This window comes from Microbacterium sp. dk485 (assembly GCF_004570445.1).
GTDB classification, from domain to species: Bacteria; Actinomycetota; Actinomycetes; order Actinomycetales; family Microbacteriaceae; genus Microbacterium; species Microbacterium wangchenii.
In genome coordinates this window covers 857,657-875,490 of sequence record NZ_SPQW01000001.1, presented here as the reverse complement: position 1 = coordinate 875,490, position 17,834 = coordinate 857,657, and the positions used below count along the sequence as shown (strand labels likewise).

The 17,834-nt window shown below is 70.6% G+C and carries 8 protein-coding genes; all 8 read left to right on the top strand.

The features are described from left to right. Positions 1 to 149 precede the first annotated feature (149 nt). The 8 genes from rpoB to E4V99_RS03965 all read left to right on the top strand — a co-directional run bounded on the left by rpoB (position 150) and on the right by E4V99_RS03965 (position 17,830). Positions 150 to 3,647 carry a DNA-directed RNA polymerase subunit beta gene (gene rpoB, locus E4V99_RS04000; RefSeq protein ID WP_135063281.1) on the top strand — a complete coding sequence of 1,166 codons (3,498 nt, stop codon included), beginning with the start codon at positions 150 to 152 and terminating at the stop codon, positions 3,645 to 3,647. 41 nt (positions 3,648 to 3,688) lie between these two features. Further along, positions 3,689 to 7,564, top strand: coding sequence for a DNA-directed RNA polymerase subunit beta' (gene rpoC / locus E4V99_RS03995; RefSeq protein WP_135063283.1), 3,876 nt, complete (start codon positions 3,689 to 3,691; stop codon positions 7,562 to 7,564). Between the two features lie 118 nt (positions 7,565 to 7,682). Further along, positions 7,683 to 8,306, top strand: coding sequence for a hypothetical protein (locus tag E4V99_RS03990; protein WP_135116492.1), 624 nt, complete (start codon positions 7,683 to 7,685; stop codon positions 8,304 to 8,306). Positions 8,307 to 8,429: 123 nt separating this feature from the next. After that, positions 8,430 to 9,419: an ABC transporter gene (locus E4V99_RS03985; protein WP_135063287.1), complete on the top strand. Its 990-nt coding sequence runs from the start codon at positions 8,430 to 8,432 to the stop codon at positions 9,417 to 9,419. Between the two features lie 35 nt (positions 9,420 to 9,454). After that, positions 9,455 to 9,901 carry a hypothetical protein gene (locus E4V99_RS03980; protein ID WP_135063289.1) on the top strand — a complete coding sequence of 149 codons (447 nt, stop codon included), beginning with the start codon at positions 9,455 to 9,457 and terminating at the stop codon, positions 9,899 to 9,901. A gap of 37 nt (positions 9,902 to 9,938) precedes the next feature. Beyond that, positions 9,939 to 10,601, top strand: coding sequence for a spermidine/putrescine ABC transporter substrate-binding protein (locus E4V99_RS03975; protein WP_135063291.1), 663 nt, complete (start codon positions 9,939 to 9,941; stop codon positions 10,599 to 10,601). Positions 10,602 to 10,724: 123 nt separating this feature from the next. Beyond that, entirely contained in the window at positions 10,725 to 11,858 is a 1,134-nt protein-coding gene (locus E4V99_RS03970) for a serine/threonine-protein kinase (protein WP_135063293.1), read from the top strand. Beyond that, complete coding sequence (locus E4V99_RS03965; protein WP_135116491.1) at positions 11,858 to 17,830, top strand: Ig-like domain-containing protein; 5,973 nt, start codon at positions 11,858 to 11,860, stop codon at positions 17,828 to 17,830. The genes E4V99_RS03970 and E4V99_RS03965 overlap by 1 nt, the downstream gene beginning before the upstream one ends. Positions 17,831 to 17,834 lie beyond the last annotated feature (4 nt).

Genomic DNA, 17,834 nt, shown 5'->3' with positions numbered 1-17,834 from the left:
CCTTTCCCCTGCCCTCATATGGTGGTCGGCTGTTCCTGCGCGTCCCCGCTCTCGCGGTGTGCGACGCGTCAGGTTTCGGGGCCGGGAGCACTCCACCCTGACGACAAGGAAATCACGAGCCCTCACCGGGCTCTGCGGAGGTTATTCCCTTGGCTGCTGCGCGCAACGCATCCAACCCCACCACCACCCCTAAGAACGGCCGCGGAGCATCCCGGCTTTCGTTCGCGAAAATCTCCGACACGCTGACGGTCCCCGACCTTCTCGCGTTGCAGACCGAGTCCTTCGATTGGCTCGTCGGCAACGAGGCGTGGAAGGCACGCGTCGCCGAGGCCAAGGCCGCCGGTCGCACGGATGTGCCGGAGATCAGCGGTCTCGAGGAGATCTTCGAGGAGATCTCTCCGATCGAGGACCTCAGCGAGACGATGCAGCTGTCGTTCACGAACCCGTACCTGGAGCCGGAGAAGTACTCGATCGAGGAGTGCAAGGAGCGCGGCAAGACCTACGCCGCCCCGCTGTACGTCGAGGCCGAGTTCATGAACCACCAGACCGGTGAGATCAAGACCCAGACGGTCTTCATGGGCGACTTCCCGCTGCAGACGGGCAAGGGCACCTTCATCATCAACGGCACCGAGCGTGTCGTGGTCTCGCAGCTCGTCCGCTCGCCGGGCGTGTACTTCGACAAGACCCCCGACAAGACCTCCGACAAGGACATCGTGTCGGCCCGCATCATCCCCAGCCGCGGTGCGTGGCTGGAGTTCGAGATCGACAAGCGCGACCAGGTCGGTGTGCGCATCGACCGCAAGCGCAAGCAGTCGGTCACCGTCTTCCTCAAGGCCCTGGGCCTCACGAGCGAAGACATCCTCGCGGAGTTCTCCGGGTTCGACTCGATCGAAGACACCCTGAGCAAGGACACGATCCTCACCAAGGAGGACGCGCTCCGCGACATCTACCGCAAGCTCCGTCCGGGCGAGCAGGTCGCCGCCGAGGCCGCCCGCGCGCTGCTGGACAACTTCTACTTCAACTCCAAGCGCTACGACCTGGCGAAGGTGGGTCGTTACAAGATCAACCAGAAGCTGGGCCTCGACCTGCCGCTGAGCGACTCGGTGCTGACGGTGGACGACATCGTCGCGACCATCAAGTACCTCGTCCGCCTGCACCGCGGCGACGAGACCTTCCCGGGTCTGCGCGGCGGCAAGCCGGCCGACATCCGTCTGGACACCGACGACATCGACAACTTCGGCAACCGCCGCATCCGTGCGGTCGGCGAGCTCATCCAGAACCAGGTCCGCACGGGCCTGTCCCGGATGGAGCGCGTCGTGCGCGAACGCATGACGACGCAGGACATCGAGGCGATCACGCCGCAGACCCTGATCAACGTGCGCCCCGTCGTCGCCGCGATCAAGGAGTTCTTCGGAACCAGCCAGCTGTCGCAGTTCATGGACCAGAACAACCCGCTCGCGGGCCTGACCCACAAGCGCCGCCTGTCGGCGCTGGGCCCGGGTGGTCTGTCGCGTGAGCGTGCCGGCGTCGAGGTCCGTGACGTGCACCCCTCGCACTACGGCCGCATGTGCCCGATCGAGACCCCGGAAGGCCCGAACATCGGCCTGATCGGCTCGCTCGCGTCCTTCGCGCGCATCAACGCGTTCGGTTTCATCGAGACCCCGTACCGCAAGGTCGTCGACGGCCGGGTCACCGACCAGATCGACTACCTGACGGCGAGCGAAGAGGCCGACTTCATCGTCGCCCAGGCCAACGCGCCGCTCAAGGCCGACGGTCACTTCCAGGAGGACCGCGTCCTCGCCCGCAAGATCGGCGGCGAGGTCGACCTCATCCCCGCCGACGAGATCGGCTACATGGACGTCTCGCCGCGCCAGATGGTGTCGGTGGCGACCTCGCTCATCCCGTTCCTCGAGCACGACGACGCCAACCGCGCCCTCATGGGTGCGAACATGCAGCGTCAGGCCGTTCCGCTGGTGCGCAGCGACTCGCCGCTGGTGGGTACCGGTATGGAGGGCTACGCCGCGGTGGACGCGGGCGATGTCATCACCGCCGAGAAGCCCGGTGTCGTGATGGAGGTCTCGGCCGACGTCGTGACGGTGCAGCTGGACGAGGGCGGCACGCAGGACTACTTCCTGCGCAAGTTCGACCGCTCCAACCAGGGCACGTCCTACAACCAGCGCGTGGTCGTCTCGGCCGGTGAGCGCGTGGAGGCCGGCGAGGTCATCGCCGACGGCCCCGCGACGCAGAACGGCGAGCTGGCCCTGGGCAAGAACCTCCTCGTGGCGTTCATGACGTGGGAGGGTCACAACTTCGAAGACGCGATCATCCTCAGCCAGGAGCTCGTCAAGAACGACACCCTCTCCTCGATCCACATCGAGGAGTACGAGGTCGACGCCCGCGACACCAAGCTCGGCAAGGAGGAGATCACCCGTGACCTCCCCAACGTCAGCCCCGACCTGCTGAAGGACCTCGACGAGCGCGGCATCGTCCGCATCGGCGCCGAGGTCCGCCCCGGCGACATCCTCGTCGGCAAGGTCACGCCCAAGGGCGAGACCGAGCTTTCCGCCGAGGAGCGCCTGCTGCGCGCGATCTTCAACGAGAAGAGCCGCGAGGTCCGCGACACGTCGCTGAAGGTGCCCCACGGTGAGCAGGGCACGATCATCGCGGTCAAGGAGTTCAACGCCGAGGACGGCGACGACGAGCTCGGCTCGGGCGTCAACCGCCGCGTCGTGGTCTACATCGCCCAGAAGCGCAAGATCACCGAGGGTGACAAGCTCGCCGGACGCCACGGCAACAAGGGCGTCATCGCGAAGATCCTGCCCGTGGAGGACATGCCCTTCCTCGCCGACGGCACCCCCGTCGACGTCGTGCTCAACCCGCTGGGCATCCCCGGCCGCATGAACTTCGGCCAGGTGCTGGAGCTTCACCTCGGCTGGATCGCGCAGCAGGGCTGGAAGGTCGAGGGCACCCCGGAGTGGGCTGTGCGCCTGCCCGAGCAGGCCTTCGAGGCAGCTCCCGGCACGAAGGTCGCCACCCCGGTGTTCGACGGTGCCAGCGAGGACGAGATCGCGGGTCTGCTGGACTCGACCCTCCCCACGCGCGACGGAGAGCGCCTCATCGGCTCCTCGGGCAAGACGCTGCTGTTCGACGGACGCTCGGGAGACCCCTTCCCGGCACCGGTCTCGGTCGGCTACATGTACATCCTGAAGCTGCACCACCTCGTCGACGACAAGATCCACGCCCGCTCGACCGGTCCGTACTCGATGATCACCCAGCAGCCGCTCGGTGGTAAGGCGCAGTTCGGCGGTCAGCGCTTCGGTGAGATGGAGGTGTGGGCACTCGAGGCATACGGTGCCGCCTACGCGCTCCAGGAGCTCCTCACGATCAAGTCCGACGACATCCTCGGCCGCGTCAAGGTGTACGAGGCGATCGTCAAGGGCGAGAACATCCAGGAGCCCGGGATCCCCGAGTCGTTCAAGGTCCTCATGAAGGAGATGCAGTCGCTCTGCCTGAACGTCGAGGTCCTCTCGGCCGACGGCACCGCGGTCAACCTCCGCGACACGGATGACGACGCCTTCCGCGCGGCGGAAGAGCTCGGCATCAACATCTCCAGCCGCTTCGAGTCCTCGTCCATCGACGAGATCTGACCCGGCCAGGCAAACAGCAGAATTCCGACACAGGAGAAGTAGTGCTCGAATCAACCACTTTCGATCAGCTTCGCATCGGCCTGGCTACGGCTGACGACATCCGTCGTTGGTCCTACGGCGAGGTCAAGAAGCCCGAGACCATCAACTACCGCACGCTCAAGCCGGAGAAGGACGGTCTCTTCGGCGAGCAGATCTTCGGACCCTCCCGCGACTGGGAGTGCGCGTGCGGCAAGTACAAGCGCGTGCGCTTCAAGGGCATCGTGTGCGAGCGCTGCGGCGTGGAGGTCACCAAGTCCTCTGTCCGCCGCGAGCGCATGGGCCACATCGAGCTCGCCGCACCCGTGACCCACATCTGGTACTTCAAGGGCGTCCCCTCGCGCCTGGGGTACCTGCTGGACATGGCTCCGAAGGACCTCGAGAAGGTCATCTACTTCGCCGCCTACATGGTCATCTCCGTCGATGAGGATGCGCGTCACCGCGACCTCCCCACGCAGGAGAACAACATCCGTCTCGAGCTGAAGACGCTCGGCGACCGTCGCGACTCCAAGATCGCGGCCCGCCTGGCCAAGCTGGAGGAGGAGCTCGCCGCTCTCGAGGCGGAAGGTGCCAAGGCCGACCAGAAGAAGAAGGTCAAGGACGCCGCCGAGAAGGAGATGTCCCAGATCCGCAAGGGCGCCGACGAGCAGATCGCCAAGCTCGAGCGCGTGTGGGAGGACTTCCGCACGCTCGAGGTCGGCACGCTCAAGCCCGAGGACGACGTCTTCCACGAGCTGCAGGACCGGTTCGGTCAGTACTTCGAGGCCCACATGGGCGCGGAGTCGATCAAGCGGCGCCTGGAGGCGTTCGACCTGCAGGCCGAGGCCGAGAACCTGCGCCTGCAGATCTCCGAGGGCAAGGGCCAGCGCAAGATCCGTGCGATCAAGCGCCTGAAGGTCGTCAGTTCGTTCCTGCAGACCGGCATGAGCCCGGCCTCGATGGTGCTCGACGTCGTTCCGGTGATCCCGCCGGAGCTGCGCCCGATGGTGCAGCTGGACGGTGGCCGCTTCGCGACCAGCGACCTCAACGACCTGTACCGCCGCGTGATCAACCGCAACAACCGCCTCCGTCGCCTGATCGACCTCGGTGCCCCCGAGATCATCGTCAACAACGAGAAGCGGATGCTGCAGGAGGCCGTCGACGCGCTGTTCGACAACGGCCGCCGCGGTCGCCCGGTCACCGGCACGGGAAACCGTGCGCTGAAGTCGCTGTCCGACATGCTCAAGGGCAAGCAGGGCCGGTTCCGCCAGAACCTGCTCGGCAAGCGCGTGGACTACTCGGGCCGGTCGGTCATCGTCGTCGGTCCCCAGCTGAAGCTGCACCAGTGCGGTCTGCCCAAGCAGATGGCGCTGGAGCTGTTCAAGCCGTTCGTGATCAAGCGCCTCATCGACCTCGGTCACTCGCAGAACATCAAGGCCGCCAAGCGCGCCGTGGAGCGTACGCGCCCCGAGGTGTGGGACGTGCTCGAGGAGATCATCCGCGAGCGTCCCGTGCTGCTGAACCGTGCGCCCACGCTGCACCGCCTGGGCATCCAGGCGTTCGAGCCGCAGCTCGTGGAGGGCAAGGCCATCCAGCTGCACCCGCTCGTGTGCGCGGCGTTCAACGCCGACTTCGACGGTGACCAGATGGCCGTGCACCTGCCGCTGTCGGTCGAGGCCCAGGCCGAGGCCCGCATCCTGATGCTCGCGTCGAACAACATCCTGAAGCCGTCGGACGGCCGCCCGGTGACCCTGCCCTCGCAGGACATGATCATCGGCCTGCACCACCTGACCACGCTCAAGGAGGGCGCGACCGGCGAGGGCCGCGTGTTCGGCTCGGTCGGCGAGGCGATCCTGGCCAAGGACGAGGGCACCCTCGACCTGCAGGCCAAGGTCCGCATCCGCATCCCGGGGCTGAGCTTCCTCGAGGGCCAGGCCCCCGAGGGCTACGAGCGCCACGGCCTCGTGGACACCTCGCTCGGCCAGGCGATCTTCAACGACACGCTCCCCAAGGGCTACCCGTTCGTGCGGGAGCAGGCCGACAAGGGCAAGCTGTCGCAGATCGTCAACAAGCTGGCCGAGGAGTATCCCAAGGTGGAGGTCGCCGCGACCCTCGACCGCATCAAGGACGCCGGCTTCTACTGGGCCACGCGTTCGGGTGTGACGGTGGCGCTCAGCGACATCCTGACGCCTCCGAACAAGAAGGAGATCGTCGCCGGCTACGAGAAGCAGGCCGCGAAGGTCCAGGCGCAGTACGAGAAGGGCCTCACCACCGACGCCGAGCGTCGTCAGGAGCTCATCAAGATCTGGACCGAAGCGACCGACGAGGTCCAGAAGGCGATGCGCGACAACTTCCCGGAGGACAACACCATCAACCGCATGGTGTCCTCGGGAGCGCGTGGTAACTGGCTGCAGATCCGGAACATCGCCGGTATGCGAGGCCTGGTGAACAACCCCAAGGGTGAGATCATCCCCCGTCCGATCATCTCCTCGTACCGCGAGGGTCTGTCGGTGGCGGAGTACTTCATCGCGACGCACGGTGCCCGTAAGGGTCTGGCCGACACGGCCCTCCGTACGGCCGACTCGGGGTACCTCACGCGTCGTCTGGTGGACGTCTCGCAGGATGTCATCATCCGCGAGGAGGACTGCGGCACGTCGAAGGGCCTCGAGCTCCCGATCGCCGCGGCCGGTGCCGATGGCACGCTCGTCAAGGACGCGAACGTCGAGAACTCGGTGTTCGCCCGTACCCTCTCGTCCGACGTGGTCGACGCGCAGGGCACGGTCCTGGCCGAGGCCGGCGACGACGTGGGCGACGTGCTCATCAACAAGCTCGTCGAGGCGGGCGTCGAGAACATCAAGGTCCGCTCGGTCCTGACGTGCGACTCGGCGGTCGGTGTGTGCGCGAAGTGCTACGGCCGCTCGCTGGCCACCGGCAAGATGGTCGACATCGGTGAGGCCGTGGGCATCATCGCCGCCCAGTCGATCGGTGAGCCCGGCACGCAGCTGACGATGCGCACCTTCCACACCGGTGGGTCGGCGTCGGCGGAGGACATCACGCAGGGTCTTCCCCGTGTGCAGGAGCTCTTCGAGGCGCGTACCCCCAAGGGTGCCTCGCCGATCGCGGAGGCCGACGGCCGCATCGTGATCGACGAGACCGACAAGGCCAAGAAGGTCATCCTCACGCCCGACAACGGCGACGAGCCGGTCGTGTACCCCGTCCTCAAGCGCGCGACGCTTCTGGTCGAGGACGGCCAGCACGTCTCGGTGGGTCAGCCCCTCCTGGTCGGAACGCTCGACCCCAAGGAGGTCATGCGCGTGCAGGGTGCCCGCGAGGTGCAGAAGTACCTCGTCAACGGCGTCCAGGGCGTGTACCGCTCCCAGGGTGTGCCGATCCACGACAAGCACATCGAGGTCATCGTGCGCCAGATGCTGCGGAAGGTCACCGTGGTCGACCACGGCGACACGACGCTGCTCCCGGGCGAGCTGGTCGACTTCAAGAAGTACCAGAACATCAACCGGGAGACCGTGGCCGAGGGCAAGCGCCCCGCGTCGGGCCGCCCCGAGCTGATGGGTATCACGAAGGCGTCGCTCGCGACGGAGTCGTGGCTGTCGGCGGCATCGTTCCAGGAGACCACCCGCGTCCTGACGCAGGCGGCCATGGAGGGCAAGAGCGACCCGCTCGTCGGCCTCAAGGAGAACGTCATCATCGGAAAGCTCATCCCCGCCGGAACCGGACTTGCGAAGTACCGCAACGTCACGGTCGAGGCGACGGAGGAGGCCAAGAGCGAGCGGTACCCCAACCGCATCTTCGCCTCGGACGGCGCGTACAGCGACGCCGACCTGAGCTACGTCGACTTCGACAGCTTCTCGACGGACGACTTCACGCCCGGCACCTACAACTGATCGCCTCGAAGGCCCCGGTCCCTGCGCACGCCGCAGCGGCCGGGGCCTTCGTCGTCCCCTGGCGTGGCACTCCGGTTCGCCGCGCCGCAGCGCTTACCGTGGCCGGGGAGGGGATGCCATGGCGCGGGTGAGCGGGCGCAGCCTGTGGGTCGCGTGGCCGGCCGGAGTGCTGTGCGCAGCGGTGATCGCGGCCCTGCTGTGGCTGGCCGCGCCCGGCGTCCCGGGAGCGGTCGACATGATCGGGGCCATGCTGCGCGGTGCCACGGCCACGCCCTCCGCCGACGGGGCGGGGGATGCCGCCACCGACGCGGCGCCGGCCACGGACTGCCGCGACCTGTATCCGGATCCGCTGTGGGCCGAGCTCACCTGGACGCCCGACGTCCTGCTGTCGCAGAACACCGATCCGCCGGCCACCGCCTCCGCGCTGGCCACGGCGCTGACCCCGGCCGTGCGCTTCACGTGCACGTGGCGCACCGGCGACGGTCGCTCGGTGTCCACGACCGTGGCGACGGTGCCGGTGGACACCGCGCCGGTCGCCCACGCCGCACTGGCCGCGGAGGGGTTCGACTGCACCCTCGAGGACGGCGCCGCCCGCTGCGAGCGCGCCCGCGGCACCGTCAGGGAGGTGCACGATCTGCGCGGTGATGTGTGGCTCTTCAGCGTCCTGGACGACTGGCTGCCCGAGGACTACAGCACCCAGGTCGCGTCCCGCGTCTTCCCCGCCCAGCCGGAGGGGACCTGAGGGCGGATCGCGACCGACATCCTCATACGACATCGACACACGACGGCACGCCTCCCGAAGCACGCGGGGCACGCGCGTTACCCTCGCACAGCGGGGATCCACCCCGCGTGAGGAGTGCTGGCGATGAGTGACCCCAGATCGTCGTACGGCGACCCTGTCGACGAACCGACGGACGCCGAGCGCGACGCCGACGTGGTCGGCCGCGCACGGGAGGGGCTCGCCGAGGCCGAAGCCGCGCGCGCAGACCTTCCCGCCGAGCAGACCGAGCCCGACCGTCCCGCCGACGCGCCCGAGACCGTCGTGGTGGAAGAGACCGTGGTCGTCCAGGAGCGCGTCGAGGACGAACCCGACGACGACCGCTGGGCGATGTACGCCGCGTCGGCCGACGAGTCCACGCGCGCCGACGACATCCCCGTGGAGGACGCCCGCCGCGCCGACGTGCGCGCCGACGACACCCCCACGCAGGTCGCCGCCGCGCCCGTCGTGACCCCGAGCGAGCCGGCGTCCCAGCCGGCCTCCCAGTCGGCTTCGGCCTACCCCGGTGCGCAGCCGATCTTCGTGCAGGCGCCCGAAGCCCCCCGGCCCCGCGGGAACCGCGGTGCCGCCGGCGCCATCGGCCTGCTCGCCGCTCTCGTCTTCGCCGTGCTGTACCTCGCGGCCGCACTCGGCCTGGGGCTGCTCGACGGGGTCATCGAGCTCACCGACGTGCCGGAGACCGCATTGGCAGGGCTGACCACGTGGTCGCTGTGGGTGCCGGTCGTGGTGTTCTTCCTGGCGTTCTGGCTCCTGGGCGCGGTCATCAACCGCGGCCGGTGGGGTCACTGGGTGGTGTGGGGCCTGCTCGTCGGGTTCGCCGCCTACGCCGGTCACATCCTCGGCGCGTTCTTCGAGGCGCCGTTCTGGATGCTGACCGAACGTGAGGGCGCACAGCTCCTCGAAGCCGAGGTGCTCGCGCCGCTGGCGATCGTCGCCTTCGTGCTCGGCCGCGAGCTGACGATCTGGTTCGGCGCGTGGGTCGCTGCGCGCGGGCGCCGCGTCACGGAGCTGAACGAAGAGGCGCAGCGCGAGTACGAGCGCACGCTCGAGGCCGGCCCGCAGCTGCACCGCGCCTGAGGATGACGCGCGACGCCGGTGCGGGCGGGGGCCCGGTGGCCCCTGGCATCGCACTGGTGTTCGCCGTGGTCGGCTTCGTCGCGCTCGCCATCGCGGGCCTCGGGCTGACGAGCCTGATCCTCGACGCCGACGTCATCCAGACGCCCGGGCTCGGGCAGATCCCCGGCGTGATCGGGATGCTGCTGGCCACGGGTGGATTCGCGGCGGCCCTGTGGTTCGGACTGCGGGCGCCGCATCCGACGTTCTGGACCGCCCTGGGCACCGCCCTGTGCGCGTATCTGGGCGAGGTCGTGGGTGTCGCCGTCGGTGCGCTGATCAGCGGCAGAGACCCCGCCGCGGGGTTCGCCGCAGCCGGCGGAGTGGCGATCGGGTGGCCGGGCGTGGTTCTCGCCCTCGCGGGACTCGTGGCCGGATGGGGCGGAATCGCTCTCGTGCGCACGCGCGCCGGTCGCCCGCGATGGCCGTGGGAACGCGACGAATGACGCCGCAAGCGGCGCGCCGCGCACTAGCGTAAAGACCGTGGAGCGCTCGCTCGAGACGCAGGTCAGCCAGGCGGTGGACGCCTGGCTCCGCTGGCTGCCGCGCTGGGAGCCGGCGACCCACCGTGGGCGGGTCGCACCGTGCCGCCGCTGCTTCGGATCGCCGGTGCTCTCGGCGGCGGGGCTCGGCGCCGACGTCCCGCACGGCGTGCAGCACGGGCTGTCCACGAGGGTCAAGGCGATCGTCGACGCCGCGGTCGCCGACTACACCGCGCGCAACCTCCCGATGTTGCAGGCCGAGCTCGAGCAGCAGGCCGCGCGCAACCGGGCACGCAGTTACCGCCCGGCCGAGGGGCTCGAGCCCGAGTTCGAGGGGCTGCCGCTGGATCCCGATCCGGTGCCGGGCGCGCCGTTCCTGTTCACGGTGTCCGGCCTGGCCGCCGAGGAGGAGGCCGCCATCCCCGCCCTCCCGCCGCTGAGCGATGAGGCGAAGGCGGCCCTGCGGCAGGAGGTGGGTCTGGCCGACGACTACGCGAACATGATCGGCCGCGAGGTCTGCGCGATCCTCCTGCATCACCGCCTGCGCATCCAGGGGGCCGTGTCGGAGTTCGTCGAGCCGCAGATCGCCGCGATGCTCGAGGAGCTGACCCGATCGCTGGACTCCCCGTTCGATCCCCACGACCCGGGGCCGCCGACGCCCTGAGCCGACGGGCCCCGCCGAGGGCCGGTGGCGATGACGGCGTCGCGGATTTGTTAGCATGACCGAGCCTGACAACAGGCGCGTCGTTGACTGACGCCAGGGGAGTTCCGACCGGGGGAGGGCGGGTTGCCGACACGCCTGCCCGCCGCGCCTCCGATCCTTCCCGGCCTGGCGTACATCCGCCCGCTCGGATCGGGGGGTTTCGCCGACGTCTTCCTGTACGAGCAGGACATGCCGCGCCGCAGCGTCGCGGTCAAAGTGCTCCCGAGCGACGTGCGCGATCCCGATCTGCTGCGCATGTTCAACGCCGAGGCCGACGTCCTCGCCCAGCTGTCGGCGCATCCCTCGATCGTGACGGTCTACCAGGCCGGCATCTCCGCGGATGGACGGCCGTACATCGTGATGGAGTACTGCCCGGGGTCTCTCGCGCAGCGCTACCGTGTGGAGCGGATCCCCGTGCCCGAGGTGCTCGCCATCGGGGTGAAGATGGCCAGCGCACTGGAGACCGCACACCGCGCGGGCCTCGTGCACCGTGACGTCAAACCCAGCAACATCCTCATCACCACCTTCGGCGCCCCCGTGCTGGCCGACTTCGGAATCGCGTCGGCCCTGACCCGCCAGACCGCCGACGAGGTGCTCGCGATGAGCGTGCCGTGGAGCGCGCCGGAGGTCGTCGCCGAGCAGACCGCCGGGACCGTGCCCAGCGAAGTGTGGAGCCTGGGCGCCACGATCTACTCGCTGCTGGCCGGTCACAGCCCCTTCGAACGGCTCGAGCGCGGTCAGAACACGCGCGAGCAGCTGCGCCGGCGGATCGCGCGCGCGAGCTACACCCAGATCGCACGTGCCGACGTGCCGCCCTCGCTGCAGACGCTCCTGGCCCGCACCATGAGCCGCGACGCGCGGGATCGCTTCGCCAGCGCGCTGGAGCTCGGGCAGGCGCTGCGGGTCGTGCAGGCCGAGCTGGGGCTGCCGGTCACGCCGCTGGAGGTGGCGGCGGACGAATGGGCCCCGGGAGCACGCTCGGTGGACTTCTCCGACTCCTCGGTGCGTGGTCCGGTGCGCAGCTCGGTCGAGCACAGCGGACGGCGGAAGTCGCGCTCGTCCTCGGGGGTCGCCGGTCTCGCGCGGGATGAGGACACCGAGATCTCGTCCCCGGAGCGGCGCACGCGCACGGCGGTGCCGTGGGTGCTGGGGGCAGCCGCCCTCATCGCGGGGGCCGCCGTGACCGTGACGGCCCTGTTCGCGACGGGGATCCTCTGATGCGTCGACGCAGCATCGCCGGCATCGCCGCCGGGTCCGCAGCCCTCGCCCTCGTCATCGGCGTGAGCATCGTGTGGCCGGGGCTGGACGCCCAGGAGACGCCCGAGGTCGACGCATCGGTGTGGGCGCTGCAGACCGCCGACGGCCGGCGGTACGCGCGCGTGAACACCGCGATCGGCGAGCTGGACACCGTCCGCAGCGTCAGCAACCCGACCGCCGTCGCGCAGTCCCCCGACGGGGCGTTCCTCTTCTCCGACAGCTACAGCAAGCTCACGCGGATCGACGAGGCCCTTCCCGCCGACCTGGACGAGGAGGCCCTCCGCTCGTCGGAGTCCACCCCCGCCGGCACCACCGAGGTGCTCACCGCCGGCGACTTCGTGGCGTACCGCACCGACACCGGGGCGGTGCACGCGGGGCGGCTCTCCACCGCCGACGCGGCCCAGCTCGACCCGTTCGCCTCCGCGGAGGAGGACGAGGAGGACGGGCCGCAGTACACGGCGGAGGCGGCCGCGGTGAACGAGGACGGTCTGCTGTTCACCTACTCGGCGGCCGACGGGTCGGTGCTGCGCTACGACATCGCCGAGGGGGAGGTGCGCGGCCGCGACCCCATCTCGGCCGAGGTCGCCGCCCCCGCTCTCACCGCCGCGGGCGACACCTGGGCGCTCGTTGACCGCGAGTCGGGCGAGGTGCACCTGCGCGGCCGCGAGGAGCCGGTGAGCGTCGACCTCTCCGGGGACATCGTGGTGGGAGCGCCCGACCCCGACGGCACCGACGTCTGGATCGCCGGCGAGAACGGGCTCGCCCGCGTGGCCTCCGACGGTGCCGTGAGCGTCGAGGTCGATCGCGGCGCGACGGTGCTCGGCACCCCGGCCGCGCCGATCGTGCACGAGGGGGAGACCTTCGCCGCGTGGCTGGGACCCGCCGACGGCGGCGGCACCCTGTGGAGCTCACGCGCCGGCGAGACGGCGCTGGACTACAACGGCGAATCGCTCGGCGACGAGCGGCGGCCCGTCTTCGTCGCCACCGGCGCCGCCGTCATCCTCAACGAGGTGCGGACGGGCTGGGTGTGGACCCTGCCCGACGGGCGCCTGGTGCCCTCCAGCCAGGACTGGTCGCTGGATGACCGCACCGACCCGGCCGCCGTCCCCAGCGAGGAGCAGCTTGCCGTCGTCATCGACCCGAAGCCACCGATCGCCGAACCCGACGCGTTCGGGGTGCGGGCGGGGCGCCTGGCCACCCTCCCCGTGCTCCTGAACGACCACGACCCCAACGAGGACGTGCTGAGCATCGATCCGGCCTCCGTGACGGGCCTGGACCCCGGGTTCGGCACGGTGCGCGTGACCGACGACGGCCAGCGCTTCGCCGTCCACGTCGCCCCCGCCGCATCCGGCAGTGCGACCTTCACGTACGGCGTGACCGACGGCACCACCGCCGACGGAATGGTGTCACCGCCCACCACCGTGACCCTCACCGTCTCCGGCGGGGAGGGTGCTCCGCAGTGGTGCGGCGTGGAGAAGTGCCTCGTGCCGTGGCCCGCTCCCGAGGTCGCGCGCGGCGGCACGGTGACCGTGCCCGTCCTGCCCGGGTGGGTCGACCCCGACGGCGATCCGCTGCTGCTGTTGTCGGTGGAGAACCCCTCCGGCATCGGCACGGTCGCCTCCTCGCCCGGCGGCGACGTGGTCTACCAGCATGCCGACGACGGCAGCGGCGGCGAGCAGCTGATCGAGCTCACGGTCAACGTCGCCGACACCGCGGGACAGATCTCCAGCAAGGCGCTCGTGGTGCGGGTGACCCCCTCGCCGGCGCTGAGCGTGCAGTCCTTCGCGCGGGTGGACACCGTGGACGGCGGCATGACGGTCGACGTCGCCCCCCACGTCACGGGGACGGCGGGCACGCTGTCGCTGACCTCGGTGCGGGTCCTCGACGACGGCGCGGCCACCGCGACCGTCGTGGGCGGGACGACGACGTTCGACTTCGCCGCGAGCGAGCCGGGCACCTTCCGCGTCGGCTTCACCGTCACCGACGGGGCCTCGGACGCCACCGGCACGGCCCGCATCACGATCCTCCCGCCCGATGCCCCGGCGCAGCTGGCCACCTCGCCCGTGGTCGCCTTCGTCCGCCCGCAGGAGGACGTGACCCTCGACGTGTTCGCCGCGGTGTCCAATCCCACCCGGCGCGTGCTGCTCCTCAGCGACGTCGTGGCCTCCGCCGACGAGGGCGCGACGCTGTCGGTGGATGCGGTGGGGCAGAACAACCTGCGCGTGTCGGGCACGACCGCCTCCGGCGCGGCCGGGCGCCTGGGCACCGTGTCGTACACCGTCAGCGACGGCACCGAAGACGCCGGAGCGCGTGTGGCGGGGGAGGCGACGGTGTACCTGCTGCCGCCGGCGCCCGAGCTCGCCCCCATCGCCGTGGACGACACCGTCACGGTGCGCGCGGGCGCCCAGGTCGACATCCCGGTGCTCGCCAACGACATCTCCCCCGCCGGCGGGCGCCCGAGCCTGGACCCCTCGTCGGTGACCTCGAGCACACAGGAGGCGCTGGCCTTCGCCTCCGGCGACCTGCTCCGCTACCTCGCGCCCACCGAGCCGGGCGACTACGGCGTGGAGTACTCCGTCTACACGACCGGATCTCCCGCGCTCGTGGACACCGCGACCGTGCGCATCCGCGTGCTGCCCGATGACGCCAACCGTCCGCCGCTGCCGGCGACGCTGGAGGGGCGCGTGCTCAGCGGCGGCACGACGACCGTCGAGTTCGACGGGTTCGGTATGGACCCCGACGGCGACGTCGTGACGCTGGACCGGATCCTCACCCAGCCCGAGCGCGGATCGGCCACGATCTCCGCCGACGGCTCCGCGATCGTGTACTCCTCGCTGCCGGGTGATCGCGGACAGGTGTCGTTCCGCTACCGCGCGGTGGATGCCGCGGGGGCGACGGGGGAGGGCACCGCCCGCATCGGCGTCCTCGACGCGCAGGCCAACCCGAGCCCCATCACCTTCACCGATTACGTCCAGGTGCAGGCGGGCGCGGACAACACGATCCGCATCAGTCCCCTCGCCAACGACATCGACCCCACGCAGGGCTCTCTGACCCTCACGGATGTGCGCCCGGATCTGCCGGAGACCTTCGCCGACGACGGCAGCGACAACCCCGAGTACGCGCGGCTGAAGGGGCAGATCCTCTCCGTCACCGACACCGGCGTCGTCCTGGCCGCGGGCGAACTGCCCGGCACGATGTCGTTCCTCTACGACGTGGAATCGGACTCCGGCAACACCGGTCGCGGTCTCATCGTGGTCAAGGTCGTGCGCGAGAGCGTGCCGGACTACCCCATCGTCTCGGACACCGTGCTCACTGCGGAGAACCGCGAGGAGTTCACCTCAGGCGTCGACGTGCTCACCGGCAAGGCGACCTGGTCGCGCGGCGACGTCGACGACCTCGAGGTGAGCCTGTGGGGGGAGCCGGAGGGCATCGGGCTGAGCGGACGCGAGCTCAGCGGCGAGCTGCCGGCCACCACGCGCCTCATCCCCTTCGCCGTGCACGGGGTCGTCGGCGAGGAGGAGATCACCACCTACGCGTTCCTGCGCGTGCCGGGCGACGACGACCTCTCACTCGCGCTGCGCTCCGGGACGGCGCCGCAGGAGGTGTCGGAACTGGAGTCGGTGACCTTCGACATGGCCGAGCTGGTGGCCCTGCCCCGCGGCGCCGAGCTGGAGGTCGGCGCCGAGGTGGCCGCCTCGGGCGCCCGGGCGGAGGCGGCATGCGCCCTGGAGGGGGGCACGCGCGTGCGGTACGACGCGGGTGCGGGGGCGCCGTGGACCGACGCGTGTCAGGTGCCGGTGCGTGTGGCCGGCACTGACGAATGGACCTACCTGTCGGTGCCGATCACGGTCGCCGCGCGCGACCCGCAGCCCGAGCTGCGGCCGGCTTCGCTCACGGTGGGACCGGGCGAGACCGCCACGTTCGACCTGCGAGACATGACCACGTGGCAGCTGGCGCGGGAGGATTGGAACGCCATCCAGTACACGCTGGAGTACGGCGGCCCCGCGTTCGAGGTGACGCTGTCGGGATCGATGGTCACCGTCGTCGGCGCCGATCGCGCCGTGCCCGGCAGTGAGAGCGCCGCCGTCGTGGGGGTGAGCAGTCACCCCTCCGTCGCCCCCGCCCGCCTCCTGCTGCGCGTCGGGGCAGCGCCCTCCACCCTCCCGCAGGGCGGGTCGGTGACCCAGCAGTGCTCGCAGGCGTCGGGGACCTCGTGCACGATCCCCGTGATCGGCGTCGGCGGCGAGGTGAACCCGTTACCGCGCACACCGCTGGAAGTGGTCGACGTCCGTCCCACCGGTGCGTGCGTCGGCGTGAGCTTCCGCGTCGCCTCGGCCGGCGCGGTGGCGGCGTCGTGGACCCCGGATGCGCCGGGGGCGACGTGCACCGCGACCTTCTCCGTGCGCGACGCGCAGGGCAGGGCCACCGCATCCGAGCGCGACGGCCGCATCCTGCTCGACCTGCAGGGCTATCCCAAGGCACCCGCCGGCGTCCGTCAGAGCGCGTACGCCGACGGCACCGTGACGCTGCGCGTGGACGCCGGCGAATCGCGTCTGGCCTACCCCGGGCTCAGCGGCTTCGTCGTGCGCAGCGGCGGCGCCGAAGTGGCCCGCTGCTCGGCGGACGGCGTGTGCCCCGCCATCTCCGCGCCCAACGGCGAACAGCGCACGTACGAGGCGTGGGCCGTCAACGCCACCGGCGAATCCCGCACGAGCGTGCGCACGATCGCGTGGGCGTACGACGTCCCCGCGACCCCGCGCGCGCTTTCGGCGCGTCCCATCGTCACCGCCGGGGAGGGGAACCGGGTCGCCCTCACGATCGGGGAGGTGGATTCGGCGTCCACCGGCTCGCTGCAGATCAGCAGCCCCGCCGGCGATCAGGTGACGGTCGCGGTGCCAGCGGGGCAGAACCGCGTGGAGATCCCGGACTACCGGGTCGGGACGAACTCCCGCTCGCTCATCACCGTCACCCCCATCTCGCGCTTCAGTGTTCCGCCGGGGCTGCCCGGCAGCACCGCCGGCGGCGCGGCGACCGTGACCGGCAACGGCATCGGGGCGCCGATCGCGCCCGCCCTCACGCTCTCGTCCGAGTCGCTGGGCGATCGGCAGTCGCGCATCACCGCCAGCGGATCGGCGAACCCCAACGGCGACGGAGCGGAGCTGCGGTACGCGTTCTCCGAGCCCGTCGAGAGCGACCGGGGAGGTGCGTGCGGTGCCAGCGGCACCCAGGCCGGCCGGTCGTTCACCGTCGCGGACGGCCGTGTCTACCACGTGCGGCTGTGCGTGGAGACGTGGTTCGAGGGCAAGCGCTTCGGTGAGGCGAGCGTCGTGGCGAGCGTGCGCGCCGTGCAGCGGGCCGACGCCCCCACGGGCTACCGCTTCGTCGTCGACGGGACGCCGACCGTCGACGGATCGTCCGCGTTCTGGACGATCAAGGCGGCGCCCACCTCCCCGGAGGAGGAGCCGTTCCTGAACAAGGCCGAATTCAACCGGGCACTGCCGATCGCCACGATCGGAGGCGATCCGGGCCTGCAGGTGAGGTACTGCCACACGCTGTGGGGCACGTGCGGCAACTGGGGCGCGGTGATTCCTGCGGACGGCCGAGCGCCCTACCAGCTGCGCGCCGACTGGTCCATCACGCGATGCGAGGGCGGATCGCCGCTCACCGTGGGCGGCACGGTCACCCGCGGCGACGGCACCGTCGCGGCGGGCACGACCGCCGCCTCCGTGCGTTACCTCGACGCCGCCGGGAACGTGCTGCCCCGCCCCGAGGACGGCACGGTCCCCGTCGGGGCCGTCACCGTCGAGGGCATCCCCATCACCGTGAGCATCGGCAAGTGGGGCCTGAGTGACGCGGGAGCCACCCTCGCCGGCCGCTGCCTCCCGAATCTTCCACCGGATGAGGGCACGCCTCCCGGTGGAACCACGCCCTGACCGA

Excerpts from the sequence above, each read along its gene's own strand:
- E4V99_RS03965 (WP_135116491.1), top strand. The coding sequence starts at position 11,858 with ATGCGTCGACGCAGCATCGCCGGCATCGCCGCCGGGTCCGCAGCCCTC.
- E4V99_RS03990 (WP_135116492.1), top strand. The coding sequence starts at position 7,683 with ATGGCGCGGGTGAGCGGGCGCAGCCTGTGGGTCGCGTGGCCGGCCGGA.
- E4V99_RS03985 (WP_135063287.1), top strand. The coding sequence starts at position 8,430 with ATGAGTGACCCCAGATCGTCGTACGGCGACCCTGTCGACGAACCGACG.